Annotated in this window: 23 protein-coding genes and 1 tRNA gene; 10 read left to right on the top strand and 14 right to left on the bottom strand. The window is 75.0% G+C overall.

Annotated elements, in window-relative coordinates; translation table 11 throughout:
- Window positions 1-29: 29 nt before the first annotated feature.
- The 6 genes from O2V63_RS13735 to O2V63_RS13710 are packed head-to-tail and all read right to left on the bottom strand — an operon-like array spanning window position 30 to window position 7,315.
- Window positions 30-1,751 (bottom strand): serine/threonine-protein kinase, encoded by a 1,722-nt coding sequence (locus O2V63_RS13735; protein WP_269168126.1) that lies wholly within the window; start codon window positions 1,749-1,751, stop codon window positions 30-32.
- A complete protein-coding gene (locus tag O2V63_RS13730) occupies window positions 1,751-3,190 on the bottom strand; it encodes a peptidoglycan D,D-transpeptidase FtsI family protein (RefSeq protein ID WP_269168125.1) in 1,440 nt (479 codons plus the stop codon). The genes O2V63_RS13735 and O2V63_RS13730 overlap by 1 nt, the downstream gene beginning before the upstream one ends.
- Entirely contained in the window at window positions 3,187-4,614 is a 1,428-nt protein-coding gene (locus O2V63_RS13725; protein ID WP_269168124.1) for an FtsW/RodA/SpoVE family cell cycle protein, read from the bottom strand. The genes O2V63_RS13730 and O2V63_RS13725 overlap by 4 nt, the downstream gene beginning before the upstream one ends.
- Window positions 4,614-6,038 carry a PP2C family protein-serine/threonine phosphatase gene (locus O2V63_RS13720; RefSeq protein ID WP_269168123.1) on the bottom strand — a complete coding sequence of 475 codons (1,425 nt, stop codon included), beginning with the start codon at window positions 6,036-6,038 and terminating at the stop codon, window positions 4,614-4,616. Before O2V63_RS13720 ends, O2V63_RS13725 begins: the two co-directional genes overlap by 1 nt.
- A complete protein-coding gene (locus tag O2V63_RS13715; RefSeq protein ID WP_269168122.1) occupies window positions 6,035-6,496 on the bottom strand; it encodes an FHA domain-containing protein FhaB/FipA in 462 nt (153 codons plus the stop codon). Before O2V63_RS13715 ends, O2V63_RS13720 begins: the two co-directional genes overlap by 4 nt.
- 21 nt (window positions 6,497-6,517) lie before the next feature.
- Window positions 6,518-7,315, bottom strand: coding sequence for an FhaA domain-containing protein (locus O2V63_RS13710; protein WP_269168121.1), 798 nt, complete (start codon window positions 7,313-7,315; stop codon window positions 6,518-6,520).
- 222 nt (window positions 7,316-7,537) lie between these two features.
- On the opposite strand from O2V63_RS13710, the gene O2V63_RS13705 reads away from it, so the two are divergent.
- Window positions 7,538-7,620, top strand: a tRNA-Leu gene (locus O2V63_RS13705).
- Window positions 7,621-7,708: 88 nt separating this feature from the next.
- Here the strand turns inward: O2V63_RS13705 and O2V63_RS13700 are convergent.
- Window positions 7,709-8,224 carry a DUF1707 domain-containing protein gene (locus O2V63_RS13700; RefSeq protein WP_269168119.1) on the bottom strand — a complete coding sequence of 172 codons (516 nt, stop codon included), beginning with the start codon at window positions 8,222-8,224 and terminating at the stop codon, window positions 7,709-7,711.
- A 172-nt stretch (window positions 8,225-8,396) separates the two neighbouring features.
- Here O2V63_RS13700 and O2V63_RS13695 point away from each other — a divergent pair, with 172 nt between their 5' ends.
- Both O2V63_RS13695 and O2V63_RS13690 read left to right on the top strand, forming a co-directional pair.
- Entirely contained in the window at window positions 8,397-9,332 is a 936-nt protein-coding gene (locus O2V63_RS13695; protein ID WP_269168118.1) for an aldose epimerase family protein, read from the top strand.
- Window positions 9,333-9,392: 60 nt separating this feature from the next.
- Entirely contained in the window at window positions 9,393-9,608 is a 216-nt protein-coding gene (locus O2V63_RS13690) for an RNA-binding S4 domain-containing protein (RefSeq protein ID WP_269168116.1), read from the top strand.
- A 177-nt stretch (window positions 9,609-9,785) separates the two neighbouring features.
- Here O2V63_RS13690 and O2V63_RS13685 read toward each other — a convergent pair whose 3' ends face one another.
- Window positions 9,786-10,760 (bottom strand): endonuclease/exonuclease/phosphatase family protein, encoded by a 975-nt coding sequence (locus O2V63_RS13685; RefSeq protein ID WP_269168115.1) that lies wholly within the window; start codon window positions 10,758-10,760, stop codon window positions 9,786-9,788.
- 129 nt (window positions 10,761-10,889) lie between these two features.
- On the opposite strand from O2V63_RS13685, the gene O2V63_RS13680 reads away from it, so the two are divergent.
- Complete coding sequence (locus O2V63_RS13680) at window positions 10,890-12,467, top strand: CYTH and CHAD domain-containing protein (RefSeq protein WP_269168114.1); 1,578 nt, start codon at window positions 10,890-10,892, stop codon at window positions 12,465-12,467.
- 37 nt (window positions 12,468-12,504) lie between these two features.
- Window positions 12,505-13,770 (top strand): metallophosphoesterase, encoded by a 1,266-nt coding sequence (locus O2V63_RS13675; RefSeq protein WP_269168113.1) that lies wholly within the window; start codon window positions 12,505-12,507, stop codon window positions 13,768-13,770.
- A 26-nt stretch (window positions 13,771-13,796) separates the two neighbouring features.
- Here the strand turns inward: O2V63_RS13675 and O2V63_RS13670 are convergent, their stop codons facing one another.
- Window positions 13,797-14,825, bottom strand: a complete 1,029-nt coding sequence (locus tag O2V63_RS13670; protein ID WP_269168112.1) for an ATP-dependent 6-phosphofructokinase — start codon at window positions 14,823-14,825, stop codon at window positions 13,797-13,799.
- A gap of 85 nt (window positions 14,826-14,910) precedes the next feature.
- Between O2V63_RS13670 and O2V63_RS13665 the strand changes: the two genes are divergently transcribed.
- Window positions 14,911-15,651 carry a GntR family transcriptional regulator gene (locus O2V63_RS13665; RefSeq protein ID WP_269168111.1) on the top strand — a complete coding sequence of 247 codons (741 nt, stop codon included), beginning with the start codon at window positions 14,911-14,913 and terminating at the stop codon, window positions 15,649-15,651.
- On the opposite strand, the gene O2V63_RS13660 is transcribed toward O2V63_RS13665, so the two are convergent.
- Entirely contained in the window at window positions 15,590-16,777 is a 1,188-nt protein-coding gene (locus O2V63_RS13660; RefSeq protein WP_269168110.1) for a GAF domain-containing protein, read from the bottom strand. The two genes, O2V63_RS13665 and O2V63_RS13660, sit on opposite strands and share 62 nt — an antisense overlap.
- 119 nt (window positions 16,778-16,896) lie before the next feature.
- On the opposite strand from O2V63_RS13660, the gene O2V63_RS13655 reads away from it, so the two are divergent.
- A complete protein-coding gene (locus tag O2V63_RS13655) occupies window positions 16,897-18,765 on the top strand; it encodes an EAL domain-containing protein (RefSeq protein ID WP_269168109.1) in 1,869 nt (622 codons plus the stop codon).
- Here O2V63_RS13655 and O2V63_RS13650 read toward each other — a convergent pair.
- Entirely contained in the window at window positions 18,726-19,364 is a 639-nt protein-coding gene (locus tag O2V63_RS13650; protein WP_269168108.1) for an MBL fold metallo-hydrolase, read from the bottom strand. The two genes, O2V63_RS13655 and O2V63_RS13650, sit on opposite strands and share 40 nt — an antisense overlap.
- A gap of 144 nt (window positions 19,365-19,508) precedes the next feature.
- Here O2V63_RS13650 and O2V63_RS13645 point away from each other — a divergent pair, with 144 nt between their 5' ends.
- Window positions 19,509-19,724 carry a hypothetical protein gene (locus O2V63_RS13645; RefSeq protein ID WP_269168107.1) on the top strand — a complete coding sequence of 72 codons (216 nt, stop codon included), beginning with the start codon at window positions 19,509-19,511 and terminating at the stop codon, window positions 19,722-19,724.
- 48 nt (window positions 19,725-19,772) lie between these two features.
- On the opposite strand, the gene O2V63_RS13640 is transcribed toward O2V63_RS13645, so the two are convergent.
- The 3 genes from O2V63_RS13640 to O2V63_RS13630 form a co-directional block, all read right to left on the bottom strand.
- Entirely contained in the window at window positions 19,773-20,573 is an 801-nt protein-coding gene (locus O2V63_RS13640; RefSeq protein WP_036332529.1) for an enoyl-CoA hydratase-related protein, read from the bottom strand.
- 10 nt (window positions 20,574-20,583) lie between these two features.
- Entirely contained in the window at window positions 20,584-21,498 is a 915-nt protein-coding gene (locus O2V63_RS13635; RefSeq protein ID WP_269168106.1) for a 3-hydroxyacyl-CoA dehydrogenase family protein, read from the bottom strand.
- A gap of 154 nt (window positions 21,499-21,652) precedes the next feature.
- Window positions 21,653-21,991 carry a hypothetical protein gene (locus tag O2V63_RS13630; RefSeq protein WP_269168105.1) on the bottom strand — a complete coding sequence of 113 codons (339 nt, stop codon included), beginning with the start codon at window positions 21,989-21,991 and terminating at the stop codon, window positions 21,653-21,655.
- Between the two features lie 247 nt (window positions 21,992-22,238).
- Here O2V63_RS13630 and O2V63_RS13625 point away from each other — a divergent pair, with 247 nt between their 5' ends.
- Complete coding sequence (locus tag O2V63_RS13625; protein ID WP_269168104.1) at window positions 22,239-23,342, top strand: glycerate kinase family protein; 1,104 nt, start codon at window positions 22,239-22,241, stop codon at window positions 23,340-23,342.
- A gap of 146 nt (window positions 23,343-23,488) precedes the next feature.
- Complete coding sequence (locus O2V63_RS13620) at window positions 23,489-25,228, top strand: protein kinase domain-containing protein (protein WP_269168102.1); 1,740 nt, start codon at window positions 23,489-23,491, stop codon at window positions 25,226-25,228.
- The last annotated feature ends 143 nt before the right edge of the window (window positions 25,229-25,371 follow it).

The following is a 25,371-nucleotide window of genomic DNA, read 5'->3' as shown; positions in this document are numbered from 1 at the left end:
CGCGACGCGAGCGCCGGGGGACGCGTGTGTCACGGGGTGACCACGGGGATGGCCGGCCCGCGCGCATCGGCCTCCGGGGCGGGCTCGGGCGCCGGCTCGCCCGAACTGCTGCTGGAGCTGCTGCTCGAACTGCTGCTGGAGCTGCTGGAGCTGCTGCTGGAGCTGCTGCTCGAAGTGGGCGAGCTGCGCTGCGTGACCGTCGCGGTCACGGTGGCGGTCGTCGGGGTCGTGGGCCTGCCGTCCTCGCCCCCGTCGTCCCCGTTGTCGGGCGCGGGTGCCGCGGGCGTCGGCGCGCTGCTCTGCTCGGCGCCCTCCTCGGCCTCGGGGGCGTAGGCCTCGGCAGCCACGGCCAGCGTGATCGTCGCCCCCTCCTCCAGGGGCCCGGCCGCGGGAGAGGCGGTCACGACGTCGTTCTCGGCCAGCGCGATCCCGGCCTCCTCCAGCTCGTCGGTGGTGGCGTCCTCCTGCCGCACTGTGAAGCCCTGGCCCACGAGTTGGGCGCTGACCAGGTCGGCGTCGCGCCCGACGTAGTCGGACACGTCGAACGGGATGGCCCCGGAGGCACTGGTGGTCGCCGACAGCGAGGTCGACGGTGAGCTGGGCCCGCTGGGTGCGGCCGAGCCGCCCTCGTCGCCGTTCCCCGACATCGCCAGGAACACCCCCGCGGCGACCAGCCCCACGAGGGCCAGCGCCGCCGCGGCCCACAGCAACCGGGTGCGGCGGAGGTCCTGCGGGTCGGCGTCGTCACCGGTCCAGGTGCTCGCGCCGTCGCCGTCGACCGGGGGGCCGTGCAGCGGGGGCATGGTGTGGGGTGCGGTCGAGGGGTTCATGGTGGTGCCCGGGCCGGTCGCCGGGAACACCGTGGTCGCCGTGCCGTCGTCCCCGACCACCTGGGTCATGGCGGTGGCAGCGGGCACGGGGCCACCGGCCGCCACCTGCCGCACCGCGGCGGCGAAGGCCGCGCCGTCGGGGAAGCGGGCCGCGGGGTCCTTGGCCAGGGCCCGCTCGATCAGCGACCGCACCTGCCACGGCACGTCCGCGGGCATCGGGGGCGGAGGTCGGTTGATCTGCGCCAGCGCGATCGCCACCTGCGACTCGCCGTCGAAGGGACGCACCCCCGCGATGCACTCGTACCCGAGCACGCCGAGCGAGTAGACGTCGGAGGCGGCGGTCACCACGTGCCCCTGGGCCTGCTCGGGGGAGAGGTACTGCGCGGTGCCGACCACCATCCCGGTGCGGGTGAGCGGTGCGGCGTCGCGGGCGTAGGCGATGCCGAAGTCGGTCAGCTTGACCACGCCGTCCGGCCGCACGAGCAGGTTCCCGGGCTTGATGTCCCGGTGCACCATGCCGGCGTCGTGCGCGGCGGAGAGGCCGTCACCGGCCTGCCCGAGGACGTCGAGGGTCTGCTCGGCGGTGAGCCGCCCGCGCTCGGCCAGGATGGTGACCAGCGGCTTGCCCTCGACGAACTCCATGATCAGGTAGGCCAGGCGCTGGCCGTCCTCGGTCGTCTCGCCGTAGTCGTAGACCGAGGCGATGTTCGGGTGCGACAGGGCGGCGGTGTGCCGGGCCTCGTTCCGGAACCGGATGAGGAAGCTCGAGTCGCCGGTGTACTCGCTGCGCAGCACCTTGACCGCGATGATCCGGCCGAGGGTGCGGTCGCGGGCCTGCCAGACCTCTCCCATCCCGCCGGTGGCGATGGGCGCGGTGATCTCGTAGCGGCCGGCCAGCATGCTGCCCACGTGGACGGCCATCAGCCGCCGCCCTGCAGGTGGGCCTCGATGACCGAGCGCGCGATCGGGGCGGAGACGTCGCCGCCGGTGCCGCCGCCGTTGCGGATGAAGACGGCCACCGCGATGCTCGGGTCCTCGGCGGGTGCGAAGCCGATGAACCAGTTGTGGTCGGGGCCGGCGTTCTCCGCCGTACCGGTCTTGCCGGCCACCTGGATGCCGCTGATCTGGGCGCGGCGGCCGGTGCCCTCGTCGACGACGTTGGTCATCATCTCGGTGAGCTGCGCGGCGACCTCCTCCGAGAAGGGCTCGGAGAAGGGCTCGGGCTCGGTCTGGTCGAGGACCGTCAGGTCCGGGGCCTGGATCGACTCGACCAGGTACGGGTTCATCAGCACGCCGTCGTTGGCGACCGCGGCGGCGATCATCGCGGCCTGCATCGGGGTCAGGGCGACGTCGCGCTGCCCGATGGAGGTCTGTCCGAGGGCGGCGTCGCTCTCGATGTCGCCGATGGTGCTGCCCTCCACCGGCAGCGGGATGTCGAATCCCGTGCCGTCGATGCCGAACGCCTCGGCCATCTCCCGGACCGCCTCCTCGCCCAGGTCGATGCCGAGCTGGGCGAAGGCGGTGTTGCAGGAGATGGTGAGCGCGTCGATCAGCGGCTGCTCGCCGGTGGGGCTGCAGGGCTCGTTGCCGAAGTTCTGCAGGTCCGTGGAGGTGCCCGGCAGGATGTAGTCCTGCGGCGCCGGGACGACCGTCTCCGGCGTGTAGTCACCGCTGGCCAGCGCTGCGGCGGCGACGACCACCTTGAAGATCGACCCGGCGGGGTAGCGCTCGGAGATGCCCACGTTGATCCGCGGGTCGGTCTCCATCGCGTCCAGCTCTTCGTCGTAGGCGCGGATCGCGGCGGGGTCGTGGCTGGAGAGCAGGTTCGGGTCGTAGGTGGGCGTGCTGGCCAGGGCCAGGACCTCCCCGGTGGACGGGTCGAGGGCGACGACGGCGCCCACCTGTCCCGCGAGGCCGGCCATCGCCGCCTCCTGCACGGCAGGTTCGAGGGTGAGCTCGACGTTGCCGCCGGAGGGGTCGCGGCCGGTGAACAGGTCGGCCAGCCGCCGGCCGAAGAGCCGGTCGTCGGTGCCGCGCAGGACGTCGTTCTCGACCCGCTCGATCCCGCGGTTGCCGAACAGCACCGAGTAGTACCCGGTGACCGGGGCGTAGAGCGGCCCGTTCGCGTAGGTGCGCAGGTACCGGAGGGTGTCGTCGGTCTCGACGGAGGAGGCGATCTCGTTGCCGTCGACGACGATCGCCCCGCGCTCCCGGCCGTACTCGTCGGTGAGGACCCGGGTGTTGCGCGAGTTCTCGCGCAGCCCCTCGGCGCGGATCACCTGGATCACGTTGACGTTGACGATCAGCAGGGTGAACAGCACCAGCACGCTGATCGCGACCTTGCGCAGCGGCGCGTTCACTGCTGGACCACCTCGGTCGGCGCGTCGGTGAGCTTGGCCGGCGTGGAGGTCGCCGTGGCGGCGGGCCGGCGGGCGGCGTCGCTGATCCGCACCAGCAGGGCGACCAGCCCGAAGTTCGCGACGAGCGAGGAGCCGCCGTAGGCGAGGAAGGGGGTGGTCAGACCGGTGAGCGGCAGCAGCCCGGTGACCCCGCCCAGGACGACGAAGACCTGCCAGGCGAGGGAGAAGGCCAGCCCGGCGGCCAGCAGCTTGCCGAAGCCGTCCCGGACGACCAGGGAGGTGCGCAGCCCCCGCTCGACCAGCACCAGGTAGATCACGATCATCGCGACCAGGCCGAAGAGACCGAGCTCCTCGCCGATGGCCGCGGCGATGAAGTCGCTCTTGGCCACCGGCACCTGGTCCGGCCGCCCGCCGCCGAGCCCGGCTCCGAACAGGCCGCCGGTGCCGAGGCTGAACAGCGACTGGACCACCTGGTAGCCGCCGGTGTCGGCGTAGGCGAACGGGTCCAGCCAGGTGTCGACCCGGACCCGGACGTGGCTGAAGAGCTGATAGGCCACGAACGCGCCACCGGCGAACAGCAGCAGGCCGATGACCAGCCAGCTGGCCCGTTCGGTGGCGACGTAGAGCATCACCACGAAGATGCCGAACAGCAGCAGCGAGCTGCCCAGGTCGCGCTCGAAGACCAGCACCAGGATCGATGCGACCCAGGCCAGCAGCACCGGGCCGAGGTCACGGCCGCGCGGCAGCTCCAGGCGGAGCACCCGGCGGCTGGCCAGCGCGAGCACGTCGCGCTTGTCGACCAGGTAGGCGGCGAAGAAGACGATCAGGCAGATCTTGGCGAACTCGCCGGGCTGGATGGAGAAGCCACCGAACCGGATCCACAGCTTGGCGCCGTTGATCTCGGAGTTCGGCAGCACTGCGGGGAGCGCCAGCAGCACCAGCCCGATGAGGGCGAGGGTGTAGGCGAAGCGGGCGAGCGCCCGGTGGTCACGCACGATCACCAGGACGGCGATGAACAGCGCCAGGCCGACCGTGGCCCACACCAGCTGGACCGGGGCGTCCACGCTCGTGGGCTCGTCGCCGCCGAGCTGGGTGCCGGCGATGTCCAGCCGGTGGATCATCGACAGGCCCAGCCCGGACAGCACCGCCACACAGGGCAGCAGCAGCGGATCGGCGTAGGGCGCGAACCGCCGGACGACGACGTGCGCGACGAGCCACAGCGCGGAGAACCAGATGCCGAAGGTGACCAGCTCGGTGCCCGGTGACCCGGTGACGGTGATGTCGATGATCAGGTGTGCGGCCAGCGTGATGAGCACCGCGAAGCCGAGCAGGAGCAGTTCGGTGCCCCGCCGGGTGGGGATGGCCGTGCCGGGGGCGATGGCAGCGCGCGGGTCGGTGCCGGGGCCGTTGACCGGCGCAGCCACTAGTCGGCCTCCCGGCAGTCCACTCCCGGCTCACCGGAACGGGACAGCGCCGAGGTGGAGGTCGTCAGCTCGGCGGCGTCCGCGCCGGGCACGGTCGTGGTCACGGTCGTCGTGGCGGCGGCGTCCGGTTGCCCCGGGGCGGGGGCGGGCGTGGGCTCGGCCGGAGGGGCCGGGGTGGCGGACGGGGTGCTGGTGGCCAGCGCCGACGTCGTCCGGCACAGCGGCAGCTGCTGGCCGCGGAGGTTGGACAGTATCCGCGCGGCGTCGTCCGGGTCGTCGGCGGGGATCCCGTCGGTCACCCGGTTGCGGGCGGCCTGGGTGAGGTCCGTGGTGGCCAGCGCCGTCGACTCGTCCAGGCGGTAGAGGTCCAGCCCGACGACGGAGGCGTTGAGCCCGCGGAAGACCCCGACCCGGTCGCCGTCGGTGGTCTCGGCGACCCCGACGAACCAGTGGCCCATCACGAACAGGTAGGCGCCGATCGTCGCCGCCCCCAGCACCACGACGGCGGCCAGCGCGAACAGCGCGGTGCGCAGCGGCCGGCGCCGCCGCGGCGGCGGGGAGCTGGTGGTCAGCGCGGTGGACTGCCCGGTGGCCTGCGGGTCGGCGAGCGCGGCGCGGCCGGCGGCCGACCGGGGGTCGACCTCGCGCTGGCCCACGTGGTCACCGGCGGCGCCGTCGACGACCGGCTCGACGAGCACGCCACGGCCGTCGTCCTCGACGACGTCGGCCACGATGCAGGTGATGTTGTCCGGGCCACCGCTGCGCAACGCGAGCTCGATCAGCCGGTCGGCGGTCGCCTGGGCGTCCGGCTCGCGCAGCGCCCCGGCGAGCGTCTCGTGGCTGACCACGCCGGAGAGGCCGTCGGAGCACAGCATGTAGCGGTCGCCGGCGCGGGCGTCGCGCATCGACAGGTCCGGCTCGACGTCCTGGCCGTTGAGGGCGCGCAACAGCAGCGAGCGCTGCGGGTGGCTGTTGGCCTCCTCCTCGGTGATCCGGCCGTCGTCGATCAGCGTCTGGACGAACGTGTCGTCGTGGGTGATCTGGTGCAGCTCGCCGTCGCGCATCAGGTAGGCGCGGGAGTCACCGACGTGGCACAGCCCCAGCCGGCCACCGGCGAAGAGGACGGCGGTGAGCGTCGTCCCCATGCCCTCCAGCTGCGGGGACTCCCGGATCACCTCGCGCAGGTGCTCGCTGCCCTCGAACACCGCGTGACGCAGCGCCTGGAGCAGGTCGCCGGAGGGGGCGTCCTCGTCGAGGTGCTCCAGCGCCGCGATGACGACCTTGCTGGCGACGTCGCCCGCCGCGTGCCCGCCCATGCCGTCCGCGACGGCCAGCAACCGGGGCCCGGCGTACACCGAGTCCTGGTTGGTGCCGCGGATCAGACCGCGGTCGGAACGCGCCGCATAGCGGAGGACCAAGCTCATGAACGCAGCTCCAGGACGGTCTGCCCGATCCGGATCGGCTGACCGGGGGCCACCAGCAGCGGGCCCTGCACCCGCTGCTGGTCGAGGTAGGTGCCGTTGGTGGACCCGAGGTCCTCCACGTACCACTGGCCGCCGCGGTTGGTCAGCCGCGCGTGCCGGGAGGAGGCGAAGTCGTCGGTGAGCACCAGGGTCGAGTCATCGGCGCGGCCGATCAGGATGGCCTGTTCCCCCAGGGTGATCCGGGTGCCCGACAGCGGGCCGGCGGTCACGACGAGGTGGCGGGGTCCGCGGCCACCACGCTTGCGGGAGGCGGCGGCGCGGGGCGGCACCGAGGCCACCCGGCCGGCCCGGCCACCGAACAGGTCGGCGCGGACCACCCGGAAGGCGGCGAAGACGAACAGCCAGAGCAGGATCAGGAAGCCGAAGCGGAAGCCCTGCAGCACGATCTCAGCCGGCACAGCGACCCCCGGGGACCGCGCTCACGCGCCGTCCTGCCGGTACACCAGCACCGAGTGACCGATGCGGAGGACGTCGCCGTCGGCCAGCTCCTGCCGCCCCACCCGACGACCGTTCACCAGCGTGCCGTTGGTCGAGCCGAGGTCCTCGACGACGACCGCGCTGCCGACGAGCTGGACGTCGGCGTGCTTGCGGCTCACCCCGGTGTCGGGCAGCCGGACGTCGGCCTCGGTGCCGCGCCCCAGCACGTTGCTGCCCTGCTCGAGCACGTGCTTGGTGCCCGGGCCGTCGACGACCAGGACGTGGCTGACCCGCTGGCCGGGGCGGCCGACGACCGAGGGGTCCTGGGCGCCGGTGTCGGTGGCCCCCATGGCGGCGCCGGGCAGCCGCGGGAGCGGGGGCAGGCCGGGTGGCGGTGGCGGTGGCGCGGCGGCGGAACGCTGCGAGGCCCCGCCGGTGACGTGCGAGCCGACCTCGAAGACCCCGGTGCGCAGCTCCTCGTCGAGCTCCAGCCGGACCTCGATGTCGCCGAAGGTCTGGTAGCCCTCGCGCTCGATGTGCTCGGCGACCATGTCGGCGAGCTCGGCGGCCAGCTGTTCGGACCACTCGACCAGGTTCTCGTGGTCGGTGGCGCCGAGGGTCACGACGAAGACGTTCGGGGCGAGCACCCGGTCGCCACTGAGCACCGAACGCTGCTCGTCGGCCTCGCGCTGGAGGGCGTGGGCGATCTCGGCGGGGTGGACCTTCCCCTTGAACACGCGGGCGAAGGCCAGCCCGACCATGCCCTCGAGGCGTCGTTCGAAGCGCTGCAGCGCACCCACAGTCGCTCCCTTGCGCTCGGTCGACCTCCCACTGCCCTGAGCGCTGATCGTAACCGGGGGAGGGTCGCCGGACCGGTCGGGAAGCGCGGGACGCCCCGGACGATCTCGTCCGTGCCGCGTCGACACACCGTTCTACCAGCGCGCCGCCGGCGATGGGCGGTGCCGTCCCGGCGGGGGGCTGCGGGAAGCTGCGCCGGGGGCTGCTACTGTCCTTCCTCGCCAGGGCAAGTGGCGGAATGGCAGACGCGCACGGTTCAGGTCCGTGTGTCCGAGAGGACGTGGGGGTTCAACTCCCCCCTTGCCCACCCTGTCCCTCCTCCGGGAGGGAGGAGAGAGCGCCGGTGACCGACGGGTCACCGGCGCTCTCTGGCTTTCGCGGCCCGGCCGCCGGCCTCAGTTGGGCAGTGAGCGCCGCTGGTCACCCGGGTCGACGGTGTCGCGGTGCCCGCCCACCGTCTGGGCGAGCAGGAACAGCCCCCACGGCCCGATCACCCAGATCGGCCAGGGGTGGATCCACCCGTCGCTGGTCAGCGAGGTGATCAGCCAGATGCCCACCACGATCACCGCGGTGCTCGCCCAGCTCGCCCAGGCCGCGCGCATGCTGGCGCCGCCGGCCCAGGGCACGGAACTGCCGTACCCGCCGTGGGCTGCCCAGGGGCCACCCCCGGCCGGGCCGGCCGGCGATCCGGCGACAGCGGGGGTCTCGGGGGTGCGGCTCCCGGCCGGCTCGGTGGCGGGGAGGTCGGTGGTCAGCTCGGCGAGCTCGCCGTAGGTGCGAGCCGCGTAGGCCCGGGCCAGCCGGTCGTCGTACTCGGCGACGGTGAGCCGGCCGGCGGACATGTGCCGGCCGAGGACCTCGGCGACCGCCGCCCGGTCGGCATCGGCGGCGCGCAGGTGGGGCTCGGGCATCGGGGGCTCCTCGTGGTCGGTGCCCGTCCAGTCTGTCGCCGCACGCCTCTCCAGGGCCACTGACGTCTGTCACGACCCGTCGGTGACCGGGATCAGGCCGCCGGTTCCACGTGGAACCGGCGGACGACCGTTGTGGTGAGCTGTCCGGGAACCGTCTCCCCGGGAGGACCGCATGTCGCTCGAGCCCTCGTCCACCGACCTCCGTTGGCCGGCCACCGAACCGCGCGACGTCGAGGTGACCGCCGGTCCCGCGCGGCTGGCCGTGGACCTGCGCGGCGGGGCCCTGCGCGAGCTCGTCGTCGGCGACTGGCACGTGGTGGACGGCTACGCGTCGGGCACCGTCCCGGCCGGCCGGCGCGGCGGGGTCCTGCTGCCCTGGCCCAACCGGCTCCGGGGCGGGCGCTGGTCCTGGCGTGGCCGGGAGCTCCAGCTCGACGTGGTCAGCGAGGCCTCCCCGAACGCGGTGCACGGGCTGGTCACCGCACAGCCCTGGCAGGTGCTGGCCCAGCGTTCCGACGCCGTCACGGTCGGGACGACGATCGAGCCGCGCACCGGCTGGCCGTTCCGGCTGGCCGCCGCCGTCGACCACACGCTGACGGCCGACCAGCTCACCGTGACCGTGCGGGTGCGCAACGCCGGGGACGAGGACGCGCCGTTCGGAGCAGGCATGCACCCCTACTTCTCGGTCGGCGCGCCGGCCCCGGGCGACGTGGCCGCGGCCGAGCTGACCGTGCCGGCCCGCACTGCTCTGGTGCTCGACGGCGGCCTGCCCACCGGTGAGCGGCGGACCTACGACGGCGCGGTCGGCCGGATCGGGGACCAGTCGATCGACACCGCCGTGACCGACCTGGTCCGGGACGACGACGGCTGGGCGCGCACCCGGCTCAGCGGGCCGGCCGGTGCGCTGGAGGTGGCCGTGGACCCGACCTGGACGTGGCTGCAGGTCTACACCGGCGACACCCTGCCCCCGGACCAGCGGCGGCGCAGCGTGGCCGTGGAGCCGATGACCTGCCCGCCGAACGCGCTGGCCGACGACGTGGACGTGCTGGTGCTCGCGCCGGGGGAGACCTGGTCGGGGACCTGGACGGTGGGGTGGACCCCGGCCTGAGCGGCGTGCTCACGGCGGGCGATGTGCCGACCCCGGCGTGCGGCGGGGAGGATCAGGGCCGTGCGCACCATCGAACTCCGCTCCGGCGAGGACACCATCCGGCTCGGTCAGCTGCTCAAGCTGGTCGACGCCGTTCCCACCGGGGCCCAGGTCAAGGACGTGCTGGTCGCCGGGGACGTGCAGGTGAACGGTGAGCCGGAGGAGCGCCGCGGCCGGCAACTGCACCGTGGCGACGTCGTCTCGGTTGCCGGGCAGGACGACGTGCGGGTCGGCTGACCGACCGATTCGGGTGCGTGGCCGTGCGCATGCAGTCACCCCGCGCGGGCGGTCGGGTGAGTTAACGCAGATGTCACACAACTCGCGTGCACCCGGCGGGGATGCGGGCATGTGATGCAGTGCCCGGGCGGCGGTGCCGCGAACCCGCCGCCCGGGACACTCCCTCCCTCCCGACCGTCAGCCGGCCGCCGGCAGCCTCAGGTCGGCGACGAGGGCTCGGTGGTCGGTGCCGGGCACGGACACGACCTGCAGGTCGTCCACCGCGATCCGCGGGTCGACCAGGACGTGGTCCAGGGTGAGCCGCGGCTGGGACACCCGCATCGGCCACCAGGTGGCCCGCCGGGCCGCACCGACCGCCGCCGCGGCGTCCACCCAGCCCCGGCGCAGCAGCCGTCGGAAGGCGGCGTGGTCGGGGGTGGCGTTGAAGTCGCCGGCCAGCACCCGCAGCACCTCCGGCTCCGGGTCGGGCAGCAGTCGCAGGTCCGCAGCCCAGCTGGCGACCTGGGCGGGGGAGCTGGTCGGCGGGTGCGTGTGCACCGCGGTCAGCTCGACGTCGGGCGCGCCGGGCACGACCAGCCGGGCCGCAGGCTGCCCGAAGCGCCCCGGCACCACCGTGCGCCCCCGGATCTCCAGCCGGGTCCAGAGCGCCCCGCCGGCACCGGCGGGCTGGCCCTCGCCGGCGGGCACCACGTGAGCGCCGGGCAGCAGGTCGGTCACCCCGGCGGCGAGCAGACCGGAGACCGCCTCGGGCGTGACCTCCATCAGGGCCAGCACGTCGGCGTCCTGTTCGGCCGCGAGGGCCAGCAGCGCGGCCGGATCGGCCCGGCCGTGCAGCATGTTGGCCGAGACGACGCGCAGCCGCGGCCCCTGTGGTCGCCGCGCCGGGGTGTCGGGCGTCGTCGGCCGGAGCACCGCGGCCGCCAGCCCCGCGGCCGCGGCGGCCGACAACGCCGTGGCACCGCGCGAACGGGCCACCAGCGCGGCGGTCAGCGGCAGCACGCTGGTGGCCGCGACGTACGGCGTGAAGGCCAGTGCGGGCACGAGGGGGAAGCCGCGTTCGGTGCCGGTCAGTCGGAGCGCAGCCGCCACGGCCCACGGGACGGCGAAGACGGTGGGGGTCCAGCGGCGGCGGGTGGGAGGTCGGCGGGACACGGGGTCCATGGTGCCCAGCGCGGCACGGTGATGACGGCCGGGTGCGCCGTTCACCCGCGTGCGGTAGGACGGAGGGCTCACAGCGGGGCGCCCAGCAGAGGGTGGCCCGGTGGAGGAGGAGTGGCGCCGGTGGCTGTCGAGCATGTGGAGATCGAGCGGAAGTTCGACGTCGACGAGGCGTTCGAACTGCCCGACCTCGGCGGTGCGCCGGGCGTGGTCGAGGTCCGCGAGCCGGTCGAGCACGCGCTGGAGGCCGCCTACTACGACACCACCGACCTGCGGCTGGCCCGGGCCCGGGTCACGATGCGGCGCCGCACCGGCGGCCCGGACGCCGGCTGGCACGTGAAGCTGCCGGCCGTCGCCGGTGCGCGCCGAGAGCTGCACTCCCCCCTCGGCAGGGCCACCAAGACCCCGCCCAAGGCCGTGCTGGAGCCGGTGCTGGGCATCGTCCGCCGCGCCCCGGCGGCCCAGGTGGCCGCGCTGCGCACCCGCCGGGTGGTCAGTGAGCTCGTCGACGCCGACGGCCGGGTGCTGGTCGAGGTCGCCGACGACCACGTCACGGGCACCGCGCTGCCGGCCGCGCCCGGGGAGGCCGCCGTGGTCACCACCTGGCGTGAGGTGGAGGTGGAGCTGGTCGACGGCGACGAGCAGCTGCTCGCCGACGTCGCCGGGCTGCTCGTCACGGCAGGCGCCCGGCCGGCGTCGTCGCCGGCCAAGCTGACCCGCGTGCTCGCCCACCGGCTGGCGGACGCCGACGGAGCGGTCGAGCCGCCGGCCGCGGCTCCGGAGCGGGCCGGGAAGAAGAAGGGCAAGAAGAAGAAGCACCGGCATGCACCGGGCACGCCGGCCGGCGACGTCGTCCGCTCCGCGCTGGCCGCGCAGGTCCGGGCGCTGCAGGACGCCGACCTGATGGTCCGCACCGGGCAGCCCGACGGCGTCCACCAGGTCCGGGTGGCCTGCCGTCGGCTGCGCAGCACGCTCGCCGCCTTCCGCCCGGTGCTCGACCGCACCCGGACCGACCCGCTGCGGGAGGAGCTGGCCCAGGTCGGGTCGGCGCTGTCCTCCAGCCGGGACGCCGAGGTGGCGCTGGCACACCTGCGCGACCTGGTCGCCGCCGAGCCCGCGGAGCTGGTGCCGGGTCCGGTCGCCGCCCGGCTGCAGCAGGCGACGACCCGGGACGAGCAGGCCGGCGACGCCCAGGCGCGCAAGGCGCTGAACGCAGCCGCGTACCTCCAGCTCCGCGACGACCTCGACGTCCTGGTCGAGGAGCCGCCGCTGACCGAGGCCGCCACCCGGCCCGCGGAGGAGGTGCTCCGCGAGGTCGTCGCCCGCGCCGGCCGCCGGCTGCGGCGCAGCGTCGAGGCGGCCCAGGACAGCGACGACGCCGAGGCCCTGCACGACGTGCGCAAGGCCGCCAAGCGGCTGCGGTACACCTCGGAGGCGGCGGTGTCGGTGCTGGGCGCACCGGTGGCCGAGCTGGTCTCGACGCTGAAGGGCGTCCAGGAGGTGCTCGGCGACCGGCAGGACACCTTCGTCACCCGTCCGCTCTGCGTCCAGCTCGGCCGGGCGGCGTTCGCAGCCGGGGAGAACGCCTTCACCTGGGGCCGCCTGCACGCCCTCGAGGAAGCCCGGTGCCAGCAGGCGGAGCGGGACTTCTGGCTGCGCTGGCCGGAGTTGCGCTCGGTGCTGAAGACCCGGTCGAAGTAGCGTCGGGCGCACCACCCCGACCCCCAGGAGCGCGCCGGTGTCCCTGATCGGCCTGCTCGGCTTCGGCCTGACCGTGCTGCTCGCCATGGTCCTGCTGCACGGATACCTCTGGTGGCGGTTGGTGCGCAGCACCACCCGGCCCGGGCGTGTCCGGCGCCGGCTGACGGTGCTGCTCGTCGTCCTGGCCGTGCTGCCGGTGCTCGTCGTGCTGCTGCGGGGCCGGCTGTCGGTCGGGGACGGGGTGCTGGACTGGGTCGGGTACACCTGGCTGGGCCTGGCCTTCTACCTGTTCCTCGCCACGCTGGCGACCGAACCGGTCCGCGCGGTCGCTCGGCTGTGGCAGCGCCGGCGCCGGCCCGAGTCGGTCGACGAGGCCGCTCCGCCCGAACCGGGGCCGGCACCTGGCGGCGGTGCGGTCCGGGAGGATCCCGTCGTCACCGACCCCTCCCGCCGGCTGTTCCTGGCGCGCACGCTGGCGGTCGGGGCGGGTGCGGTCGCGGTCGGGACGGCGGGCACCGGCGTCGCCCTGGCCAACTCGGCTCCGGTCGTCCGTCGCGTGCCGATCCGCATCCCACGGCTGGACCCTGCGCTGGCCGGGCTGCGGGTCGTCACCTTCTCCGACGGGCACCTGTCCTCGACCTACGGCGGGCGGCGCTTCGAGCGGCTCGTGGAGACGGTCAACGCCCAGCGCCCCGACGTGGTGGCGATCGTCGGCGACCTGGTCGACGGCGAGGTGAGCGAGCTGCGCGAGGACGTCGCCCCGCTGGCCGACCTGGTCAGCGACCAGGGCGTCTACTTCGTGACCGGCAACCACGAGTACTTCGTCGACACCGGGCAGTGGCTGCGGCACCTGTCCACCCTCGGGGTCGACGTGCTGCGCAACGAGCGGGTGTCGATCGGCCGCGGGGGCGCGACGGTGGACCTGGCCGGCATCGACGACCGGACGGCGGCCGCCTCCGGGCTGCCCGGCCACGGTGCCGACCTGGACGCCGCGTTGGACGGCCGGGACGACGCCGTCCCCGTGGTCCTGCTGGCGCACCAGCCGGTGCAGGTGGAGCAGGCGCGCGCCGCCGGGGTCGACCTGCAGCTGTCCGGGCACACCCACGGCGGCCAGCTCTGGCCCTTCGACTACGCGGTGCTGCTGGACCAGCCGGCGGTCGAGGGCTGGTCCCAGCAGGGCGACACCCAGCTCTACGTCACCTCGGGGGCCGGTTACTGGGGCCCGCCGATGCGGGTGGGTGCCCGCCCCGAGGTGACCGTGATCGAGCTGCTGCCCGGCGAGCCGACCGCACCACGCCGCTGACCCCTGGCCCGCCGGGAGCGGCCCGCTCAGCCGGTGAAGGCGGTGGTCTCGCCCAGTCGTGACGGGGGCACGGTCTTCAGCCGTGCCACGGCGTCGGCCAGCGGGACCAGCCCGATCTCGGTGCCCTGCAACGCGACCATCTGCCCGACGTGCCCCTCGTGGGCGGCGATCGTGGCGTGCAGCCCGAAGCGGGTGGCCAGCACCCGGTCGAACGAGGTCGGGGTGCCACCGCGCTGCACGTGGCCGAGCACCGTCGTCCGCACCTCCTTGCCGGTGCGCCGTTCCAGCTCCTCGCCCAACTGCTGGGCGACCCCGGTGAACCGCCGGTGGCCGAACTCGTCGAGCCCGCCGTCGCGCAGCGGCATCGTGCCCGGCTTGGGCGTGGCCCCCTCGCTGATCACCCCGATGACGTGCCGGTGGCCCCGCTCGAACCGGGCGGTGACCATCTCGCAGACCTCCTCGATGTCGAAGGGCTGCTCGGGGGTGATCACCAGGTGCGCGCCCGCGGCCATCCCGGAGTTCAGCGCGATCCAGCCGGCGTGCCGGCCCATCACCTCGACCAGCAGCACGCGCTGGTGGGACTCGGCGGTCGTGTGCAGCCGGTCGATCATCTCGGTGGCGATGCTGACCGCCGTGTCGAAGCCGAAGGTGAGGTCGGTGCCGTCGATGTCGTTGTCGATCGTCTTCGGGACGCCGACCACCGGCACGCCCTCGGAGGACAGCCAGGCCGCGGCGGTCAGCGTGCCCTCGCCGCCGATGGGCACCAGCACGTCGATCCCGTGGGCGTCGAGCACCTCGCGCATCCGGCCCAGCCCGGCGTGCAGCTTCTCCGGCGCCACCCGGGCCGAGCCGAGGATCGTGCCGCCGCGGGTCAGCAGGTTGTGGACCATGGGCCGGTCCAGCGGCATCGCGTCGTCGTCGAGCAGGCCGCGCCAGCCGTTGCGGAAGCCCACGACGTCGCTGCCGTACTGCTTCTCCGCGGTGCGGACCACCGCCCGGAGGACGGCGTTGAGGCCGGGGCAGTCTCCGCCGCCGGTCAGGACTCCGATGCGCACGTGCTCTCCTCTGGACGAGGGGGTCGGGCGGATGAACCGTACGTCATGACGTCTAGACGTCTCATGGTGCAGTACCTTTCTGGGCGTGGCGAGTTCGGAGGCGGGGCCCAAGTACCTCGCCGTGCGCGAGGCGTTGCGGCGACGCGCCTCCGCGCTGCCGGAACACACCCTCCTCCCTCCCGAGCCGGTGTTGTGCGCCGAGTACGGCGTCAGCCGGATCACCCTGCGCCGCGCGGTCGACGGGCTGGTCGCCGACGGGCACCTGGTCCGCGAGCAGGGGCGGGGCACCTTCGTCAGCCGGCCCGGCATCCGGCACGAGTACCGCGAGAGCTTCGTGCACCGGATCGCCGGCTTCCACTCGGTGATGACCGAGCAGGGCGCCCAGGTGGGCACCTCGGTGCTCAGCCAGCGCGTCGTCCCGGCCGCGCCGCCGATCGCCGCCGAACTGGCGGTGGGCACCGCCGCCGACGTCGTGGAGCTGGTCCGGCTGCGCAGCGTCGACGGGCTGCCCAACCACGTCGTCCGCAGCTTCCTGCCGGCCGCCCGCTACCCGAAGGCGGCCACCGAGGACTTCAGCCACGGCTCGCTCTACGAGTTCCTGCGCCGGGAGTACTCCGCCGACCTGGCGCACGCCCGGATCTTCGTCGACGTCGGGACGGCGGCCGCGGACGAGGCCGACGTGCTGCAGGTGACCGCGGGCTCGCCGCTGCTCGTCGTGCGCACCACCGTCCGGGACACGTCGGGGCACCCGCTGGTGCACTCGTTCAGCCGGCTGCGGCCGGACGTGAGCCAGGTCGAGTTCGAGGTGTCCGTCGGCGGTCGCTGAGCCCCCGGGTCAGGCCCTGGGAAGGCCCCGGCGGCAGCTCGGCCAGCCGCAGTCGCTGGTCGCGCAGCAGCACCCGGTCCAGCGCGTGCCCGACCGGCCGGGCCAGGTCGGTGACGACGGCCCGCACCGGTGCGTCCAGCTGGCGGGGCTGTCGCCAGCCGACCAGCAGCGCTGCGTCGGAGTGGTGCTGACCGAGCGCCAGGTGGACGGCGAGGACCGGACCGGCACCGGGCAGCTCGAGCAGCCCCGGGAAGGCCCGGGCCTCCTCCGGGGTCGCGACCACCACCAGGTGCCGTTCGCGCATCGCCGCCGACAGCGGATGGGCGCCGTCCACCCGGAGGCACGCGACGGGGCCGGTGCCCCGCGGTGCCCTGGCCGCCGTCGACCAGACCTGCAGTTCCGGGGCACCCACCTCGGCCACCCCGAGCAGCACGGTGGTGGCGCCGAGCGGGGACCGGACCAGCCGGTCCACCGTGTGCAACAGGTCGGGGAACGTCTCCGTCGGCAGCAGAGCGGTGCTGAGCCGGGCGACCACCCGGGCCCGGTCGGCGTCGGCCTCGGCCAGCACGAACGCGGCGCGCGCCGCCTCGGCCGCGCTCTGGGCGGCGCTGTCGTCCCGGACGGCGACCGCGTGCGCCTCCTGCTCGGCCAGCTCGATCACCCGGAACCGCAGCTGCCGGGAGCTGTCGTCGGCCATCCGGTGCAGCGTCGCGAGCTCGGGCTCCGTCCAGTCCCGGGGGCTGGTGTCGATGACGCACAGCACGCCGATGGGCTGCCCGTGCACGCCCCACAGCGGCATCCCGGCGTAGGCGACGGCGTCCAGCTCCTGGACGGAGGGATCGGTGGCGAACTCGGCGTGCTCCCGGGCATCTCGCAGCACGAGCGGGCTGCCGCTGGTGGCCACCCACTTGCTCATCGAGTGGCTCAACGGCATCGAACGGCGGCTGGCCCACGGCTCGGGCAGCCCGAAGGCGCCCGGGAAGACCTGCCCGGCCTTCGAGACCAGGACCACCAGTGCCCGGGGGACGCGCAGCGCCTCGGCCGCCGACCGGGCGAGCCGGTCGGAGGCCGCGTCGGCCCGGGCCGGCAGGACGGCCCAGGTCGGCAGTTCGTACGCAGCGCTCACTGTCCCCCCTGTCCGCCTGCGGTCTGTCCGGCGACGCCCACCAGTGCGCTCACCCGTCCGGAGCACGACGATGCTGTCAGACTCCAGGGGTCGATGCCCGGCTCCGATGGGGGACGACGGTGGCGCAGTTCGGGGAGCAGCTGACGACCGACATCCGTGCGGTGATCGCGGACCGTGCGGTCCGCAGCGTGTTCCAGCCGATCGTCGAGCTGGACAGCGGACGGGTGGTCGCCTACGAGGCACTCGCCCGCGGCCCGGAGGGCCCGTTCGAGGCGCCGGATGCGCTGTTCGCCGCAGCGCGCGACGCGGGCTGCCTCACCGAGCTGGACCAGGCGTGCCGGGCCGCCGCACTGCGCGGCGCCGTGTCTCAGGGTTTGCTGGCTCCCGCGACCGTCTTCGTCAACGTCGAGCCCGAGGTCCTCGACGACGCCCCCGTGGCGGCGCTGTTCGACCCGGAGCTGCCCGTGCCCGGGGACCTGCGGGTGGTCCTGGAGATCACCGAGCGCGCGCTGGCCGCCCGCCCCGCGGAACTGCTGCGGACCGTTGAGCGGGTGCGGGAGTTCGGCTGGGCGATCGCCCTGGACGACGTCGGTGCCGAGTCCCTCTCGCTGGCCTTCATGCCGTTGCTGCGGCCCGACGTCGTCAAGCTCGACCTGCGGCTGGTGCAGGAACGTCCGGGCCCGGCCATCGCGGAGATCATGAACGCGGTCAACGCCTACGCCGAGTCCACCGGGGCGTTCGTGCTCGCCGAGGGGATCGAGAACGGCACGCACCTGACCATGGCGCGGGCGCTGGGAGCGACGCTGGGGCAGGGTTGGCTGTTCGGGCGCCCGGGGCCCGGTGCCGCTTCGGGTGCGCGACCGGGCACGCTCCGGCTGCCCGCCGTCCAGCCCGCCGCCCCACGGGGGGAGCTGGTGTCCCCGTTCGCCTGCCTGCCGGCGCGCGTACCGGTCCGGGAGGCGCCCAAGGCGCTGCTGATCGAGCTCAGCAAGCAACTGGAACGGCAGGCCCTGCGACTGGGGGAGACCTGCGTGGTCACCTCGACGTTCCAGGAGGCGCGGCACGTCACGCCGGCGACCCGGCTCCGCTACCGGGACCTGGTCGAGCGGGTCGGGTTCGTCGCCGCCCTGGGCGAGGGGCTGCCGGTGGAGCCGATGCCCGGCCTCCGCGGAGCGGACCTGGCGCCCGGTGACCCGGTGCGCGGCGAGTGGGACGTCGTGGTGCTCAGTCCGCACTTCAGCGCCGCGCTGCTGGCCCGCGACCTCGGGGACGACGGGCCGGACCTGGCGCGCCGGTTCGCCTTCGCCCTCACCTACGAGCGCGACACGGTGGTGCGGGCCGCCCGCGCGCTGCTCTCCCGGGTCGCGCCGAGCACCGGGCAGCGTGCGTCCACGGAGGACGGCGACGTGTCGGCGGTCCCGGCCGGTGTGGTCTCACTGCTCACCGGGCGGTCCGCCGGCGATCCGGGGGAGGCGCTCCTGCACCGGGCGCTGGCCGCGGTCGGCACCGGCGTCACCATCGTGGACCTGCGGCTGCCCGACCAGCCGCTGGTCTACGTCAACCCCGCGTTCGAGCGGCTGGCCGGCCAGCCCGCCGCCGAGCTGCTGGGCCGCAACTGCCGCTTCCTGCAGGACACCGACACCGACCCCGCCGCCGTGGGCCGCATCCGTGCGGCGATCGCGGCCGGTGCCGAGTGCCGGGAGGTGCTGCTCAACCGGCGGGCCGACGGCAGCAGCTGGTGGAACGAGTGCACGCTCACCCCGGTGACCGACGAGACCGGCGCCGTCGTCCAGTACATCGGGATCCAGGCCGACGTCACCGACCAGGTGGAGACCGAGCGCGCGCTGCTCACCGAGCGGGACCGGGTGCGGCGCTACGCGGCCCGGATCGCCGAGCTGGACCCGCGGGTCACGGTGCCGGTGTCCCTCCCGTCGCCGGCCGACGGACCTCACGCCTCGACGGACTCCCCGGGGGCCAGGCGCGCGTAGGGCACCGGCTGGCCGGGTCCACGCTCACCGAGCAGCCCGGAGACGAGACCGAGGCCGGTGTCGTTGAGCAGGCCGTCGTGCACGGCCAGCGCCCGCTCGGCGCGCACCTCGCGCAGGTAGTCGATCAGCTCGCCCGTCTTGGACCACGGGGCGTGTGCCGGCAGCAGCAGGGTGGGGACGGCGGCCTGGGGCACGGTGAGCGCGTCGCCGGGGTGGAAGACCCGCTCCTCGACGAGGAACCCGACGTTGCGCACCCGCGGGACGTCCGGGTGGATCACGGCGTGCCACTCCCCGTGCACGGTGACCCCGAACCCCGCGGCGGTGAACGCGTCACCGGCACCGACCACGTGCACCCGCGGACCCGCGCCGGCCAGCTGCTCGGCCACCTCCGAGTTGGTCCACACCTCCAGCGCCGGGTCGGCGTCCAGCGCGGCGCGGACCCGGTCCGGCAGGAAGTGGTCGGGGTGCTGGTGGGTGACCAGCAGGGCCGAGGCGCCGTGCCAGGCGTCGTCGGCGGTGAACGCACCCGGGTCGATGACCAGCCGTCGGTCGCCGTCGGACAGGACCACGCAGGCGTGTCCGTGCTTGGTGAGCTGCACCAGGGTCTCCTCGTGGGTGGCGGGACGTCGCCGTGCACGCTGCCACGCCGCGTCCACACCTGGGGACCGGGCCGGGTCATCCGATGGGGTGAGCCGGCGGCGGAGTCCCTGCACCGGCGGGCCGGTGCTGCCGACGTCCCAGGGGTGACGACACAGACGCTGACGTTCGCCGCCGCCCGCAGCCGTGCGCACGGGCCGACCGTCGCGCTCTGGCACGCCGTGGAGGTGCACCGGGCCCCCGGCGACCTGGACGGCGCCTGCGAGCTCACCGTCTGCGGGACCCTGGCCCGGGTGACCACCGAGGCGCACTGGCCGGTGTCCGGCGTCGACGTCTGCCCCGCCTGCACCGCCGCCAGCTAGCGGTTCCACGTGGAACCCGGGCCCCCCCGGGGAGGGGGCATCCGTCCCTCAGCGGCCGGTGAAGACCGCTGGTCGCTTGCCCAGGAACGCCTCGACGGCCTCGCGGTGGTCGGCGGTCGCCCCCAGGTCGGTCTGCAGGCTCGCCTCCAGCGCCAGGGTGTCCTCGAGGCTGTCGGTGGCCGCCGTCGCCAGCACCGTCTTGACCGCCCGGTAGGCCCGGGTCGGCCCGGCAGCGAGCCGGGTGGCGAGCGCGGTCGCCTCGGCGAGCACGTCCGCGGCCGGGACGACGCGGTGCACCAGGCCCCACTCGGCGGCGGTCTCGGCGAGGAACGGCTCGGGGAGCAGCAACAGCTCCGTGGCACGGGACCCGCCGACGCAGTGGACCAGCCGCGAGGCCAGCGCGGAGTCGCTGGACAGCCCGATGCCGGTGAACGCGGTGGTGAACTTCGCGCCGGCGGCCGCGACCCGCAGGTCGCCGGCGAGCGCGATGCCCAGGCCCGCCCCGGCGCAGGCGCCGTTGACCCCCACCACGAGGGGGACCCGCAGTGCGGCCAGGGCCAGCATCAGCGGGTTGTACTCGGCTTCGACCACCGACAGCGACGGCCCGGCGTCCGGACGCTCGGAGCGGAGCTCCTCGACGTGCTCGGCGAGGTCCTGGCCGACGCAGAAGGCCCGGCCGCTGCCGGTGAGCAGCACGGCGCGCACCGACTCGTCCGCGGCCACGTCCCGCACGTGGGCGAGCAGCTCGGTGCGCAGCCGGTGGGACAACGCCGGTCGCTGCAGGGTCAGCGTGGCGACGCCGTCGGCGTCGGCGCGGGTGACGGTGGGCTCGGAGCCGGGTGTGGACATCGTCGTCCTCTCAGTCCTCTGCGTAGTCGTGGAAGCCACGGCCGGTCTTGCGGCCCAGCTCTCCGGCGGCCACCTTGTCACGCAGCAACTGGGGTGGGGTGAAGCGCTCGCCCAGGGTGCCGGCGAGGTACTCGGCGATCGCGAGGCGCACGTCCAGACCGACGAGGTCGGTCGAGCGCAGCGGGCCCATCGGGTGCCGGTAGCCCAGCTCCATCGCCGCGTCGATGGCCTCGGCGTCGGCGACGCCCTCCTCCAGCATCCGGATCGCCTCCAGCCCGAGCAGCACGCCGAGCCGGGACGACGCGAAGCCGGGGGAGTCGCGGACGACCACGTCGGTCTTGCCCAGGGCGCGCACCCACTCGCGGGAGGCCGCGACGACGTCCTCGGCGGTCTCCGGCGCGACGACCACCTCGACCAGCTTCGAGGCCGGCACCGGGTTGAAGAAGTGCAGGCCCAGGAAGCGCGTCGGCCGCTGCAGCGCCGCGGCCAGCTCGGTGACCGAGAGCGAGGAGGTGTTGGTCGCCAGGACGGCGTCCGGCCCCAGCACCGCCTCCGCGGCGGTGAGCACCGCGACCTTGAGGTCGGCCCGCTCGGGCACCGCCTCCACCACCAGGCCGGCGTCCTCGGCCAACTGGGCGGGCGAGTCGACCAGGGTCAGCCGGCCGAGGACCTCGGCGACCTCAGCGGTCAGCTTGCCGCGTCGGGCGGCCTCCTCGAGGCCGGCCGACACCCGGCCGCGGGCGGCCTCGGCTGCCTCGTCACCGGCCTCGACCACCTCGACCCGTGCGCCGGCGACGAGGAACGCCTGGGCGATCCCGGCGCCCATCCGACCGCCGCCGATCACCCCGACCTGCTCCGGCAGCGCGGTGCTGGTCCGGTCGGTGCCGGTCCGTTCGCTGGTCGACGGCGTGTCCTGAGGGTGCATCGACAGCTCCTCTGCTGACGGCGTTCCGGGCGCGGCCCATTCTGCTGGTACGGCCGTTCCCGCGCCGCGAGCCCGGGCGCGCTGGTGCTCTGGCTGCACTGGTGCACCAGAGCACCAGCCCCGCAGGTCGACCCGCCAGGACGGTGCGGTCTGGTCAGGCGGGGCGGGCCAGGGCCTGGTGGGCGTCCGGGCGGGCCAGCACGTCCAGCACCGCGGTGATGTCGCTGATCGTCCCGGCCGATCCCGGCCCCAGGGGCAGGGCGGCCCACATCTGCTCCAGGTAGCCCCGGCTGACCGGTCGGTCGGTGGGCAGCCGCCCGGTCAGCCGGTCCCGGGCGACGGCGGAGGCGATGGCTGGCACCAGCTCGCGTCCGTCGGCCCGCTCGCCGTCCGCGGTCAGCTGCACGCCGGTCGCCTGGGCGAGCAGCGCGCGGTCCTCGGCGGTGAGGGCGGCGAGCGCGTTCCGCCGCCAGCGCGCCGGTGCGGCGCTCACGGTGACGGGTCGAAGGGCCCGGGCGGGGGTGGCGGACGTGGACGTGGCACCGATCATCGGACCTGCACTCCTGGTCGTGGGCTTGCGCGAGCGGCCGTCGGGGTCCTCCTCGGCAGCTCCCGGGCCGATCGGTACCTCCGGGCGGCACATTCCTCGCCGGCCCGACCCGCCCGGCTTGCCGCCCGCCCCCGGCACCGGCGAGGCTGCCGGTCATGTGGTGCGGCGACGACGGCGACGGTGACCGAGGGTGACCCGGGTGGTGATCGCCCCCGACTCGTTCAAGGGCACGCTCGGTGCGGCGGCGGCCGCCGACGCGCTGGCTGCCGGTTGGCGGCGGGTGCGGCCCGACGACGAACTGATCGCCGTCCCCCTGGCCGACGGCGGTGAGGGCACGCTCGAGGCCCTCGGGCACGACCTGCCGGCCGCCTGCTGGCGCAGTGCGCGGGTGACCGGGCCGGACGGGCGCCCGATGGACGCCGCCTGGCTGCTGCTCCCCGACGGGACGGCGGTGGTGGAGATGGCCCGGGCGGCCGGGTTGCCGCTGCTCGATCAGCCCGACCCGCTGGGCGCCACCACCCGGGGGCTGGGGCAGCTGCTGTCAGCCGTGCTCGCCGATCCGGCCGTGCACCGGGTGATGCTCACCCTGGGCGGCTCCGCCACCACCGACGGCGGCACCGGCGCGCTGGCTGCGCTCGGCGCCCGGTTCCTGGACGCCGACGGGGCGCCGCTGCCCCCCGGCGGCGGCGCCCTGTCCCGGCTGGCCAGGGTCGACCTGGCCGGGCTGGTCCCTCCGCCGGCCGGGGGTGTGCAGTGCCTGGTCGACGTCACCGCGCCGCTCCTGGGGCCGCTGGGTGCTGCCGGCCAGTTCGGGCCCCAGAAGGGCGCGGACCCCGCGCAGGTGTCCCAGCTCGACGCGGCGCTGGCCCGGCTGGCCGACTTGCTCGGGGGCGACCGGGAGGCGCCGGGGGCCGGGGCGGCCGGCGGCACCGCCTACGGTTTCGCGGCCTGCTGGGGGGCGGAGTTCGTCAGCGGCGCGCAGGCGGTGGCCGCTGCCGCGGGTCTGGACGAGGGCCTGCGGGGCGCCGCTCTCGTGGTGACCGGCGAGGGGCAGTTCGACGCCCAGTCGCTGCGGGGCAAGGTGGTGGGCGACCTGGTCGAGCGGGCACGCGGTGCGGCGGTGCCGGTGGCGGTGGTCGCCGGCCGCGTCGTGGCGGCGGAGGAGCTGCCGGTGGCCCGTGCGCTCTCGCTGACCGACCTGGCCGGTTCGGTCGAGGGCGCCATGGCCGACCCGGCTCACTGGCTGGCGGCGGCGGGAGAGCGCCTCGCACGGGAACAGTCCGTGTCGACCTGACGTTGGGCACGTCGGCCGACGAGCCGTCGCCGGCATGTGTACGAACGCTCCGGCGGGGCATCCACCCCCTCGGTGCGTCCAGCCCGCCAGCGCCAGCCGGCTGGGGACCGCACCTCTGACGAGGCAGGACGAGGGGACGGCGCACGGTGGTGGAGCCCACGAGGAGGAGCCTCGGGAACCGCTACGAGTTGGCGACCCTGCTGGCCTCCGGCGGCATGGGCCAGGTGTGGCGCGGGCACGACCAGCTGCTCGACCGGGCCGTCGCGGTCAAGGTGCTGCGCAGTGAGTACACCGGCGACGAGTTGTTCCTGGCCCGCTTCCGCGCGGAGGCGCACCACGCGGCCGCGCTGAGCCACCCGAACATCGCCGCTGTCTACGACTACGGCGAGGAGTCGGCGGTCGACGGCTCGGGCGAGCACCTGGCCTACCTGGTCATGGAGCTGGTCGAGGGCCAGTCGCTGTCGACCGTGCTGGCCCGCGAGGAGCGCCTGTCGCCGGACCGGACGCTCGACGTCCTCCGGCAGACCGCCTCCGCGTTGGCCGCCGCCCACGCTGCCGGCGTGGTGCACCGGGACGTCAAGCCGGGCAACGTGCTGGTCCGGTGGGACGGTACCGTCAAGATCACCGACTTCGGCATCGCCTGGTCGGCCGGGAGCGTCCCGCTCACCCAGACCGGCCAGGTGGTCGGCACCGCGTCCTACCTCTCCCCGGAGCAGGCTGCGGGCGCACACGCCACGGCGGCCAGCGACGTCTACGCCCTGGGCATGGTCGGCTACGAGTGCCTGACCGGTGGGCGCGCCTTCGACGGTGACAACTCGGTGACCATCGCGCTGCGCCACCTGCGCGACCAGCCGGCCCCGCTCCCCGCGGAGCTGCCCGAGGGCGTGCGGCGGCTGGTCGAGCGCGCCATCGTCAAGGACCCTGCCCAGCGTTACCCCGACGGCGAGGCCGTCGTCGCGGCGATCGACGAGGTGCTCGCCGGGCGGGAGCTGCCGGCGGTGCAGCGCACCGACACCCAGAGCTTCTGGCTGCTGCCGGACGCGGCTGCGCTGGCCGGGGCGTCGTCGGCCACCGAGCGCCCGACCCGCCGTCCCGCTCCGCAGGGCGGCCTGGGCCGGCTGCTGGTCCCGCTCGTCGCGCTGCTGGTCGGGGCCGGCCTGGCGGCCGTCGTGCTGCAGGCGTTCGCCCCGACCAGGACGACGCCGATCGCGGCCGCCGTGGAGGTCCCCGGGGAGGTGGTGGCCTCCCCGGCCACCGTGGTCCTGGACGCCGCTGACCACCTGGGCCGTCCGGTCGACGCCGTCCGTGCCCAGTTGGAGGCCCTCGACCTGGTCGTCGAGGTCCAGCCCGTGGAGACCGACTCCGCGGACCCCGGCACGGTCGTCGACCTCGCACCGCTGGCGACGGAGCTCCGGGCGGGCGAGACGGTCCTGGTCAGCTACGCCGTCGCCCCGAGCGCCACCCCGGCGCCCGTCCGGCCGAGCCGGGAACGGACGGTCGACACCGTCGTCCAGCAGCCGGCTCCCGCCCCGGTGACCACCGCCGCTCCGAAGCCGACCCAGGTCCCCACCCCGATGCCCACTGCGACGACCGGCGGGCGCCCGACCGCCGAGCCGGTCGAGGAGGCACCGGCCGAGTCGGGTGAGTCGGCCGAGGGTGACGACGGCGCCGAGGACGAGGCGAACGAGGGCGAGGGCCAGGGCCAGGGCCAGGGCGAGACCGACGACGGCGAGACGGCCGACGGCGAGACCGACGACGGCGAGACCTCGCCCGACCCGGGGACGTCCCCGTCCAACGGCAACGGCAACGGTGCGGGCGGCAACGGCAACGGCAACGGCAACGGCGGCGGGAACGGGAACGGGAACGGCAAGCCCGACAAGGACTGAGCCGAGCGGCCCCCGGCGGTGCCCAGCGCCGGTATGTTGCCCGCCACAGGCCCGGTCCGACGAGGCAGTGGCCATGGGGGGGCATCCAGGGTCGTGAGCGCGGCGGCGAACGGGTCAGACCACCCGACCGGCATCGCGGGTCC

Origin of the sequence: Modestobacter sp. VKM Ac-2977, assembly GCF_026968045.1 — a bacterium.
Taxonomy (GTDB): domain Bacteria; phylum Actinomycetota; class Actinomycetes; order Mycobacteriales; family Geodermatophilaceae; genus Modestobacter.
The sequence above is the reverse complement of the archived record's forward strand: the minus strand, read 5'-3'. Positions and strand labels throughout refer to the sequence as shown.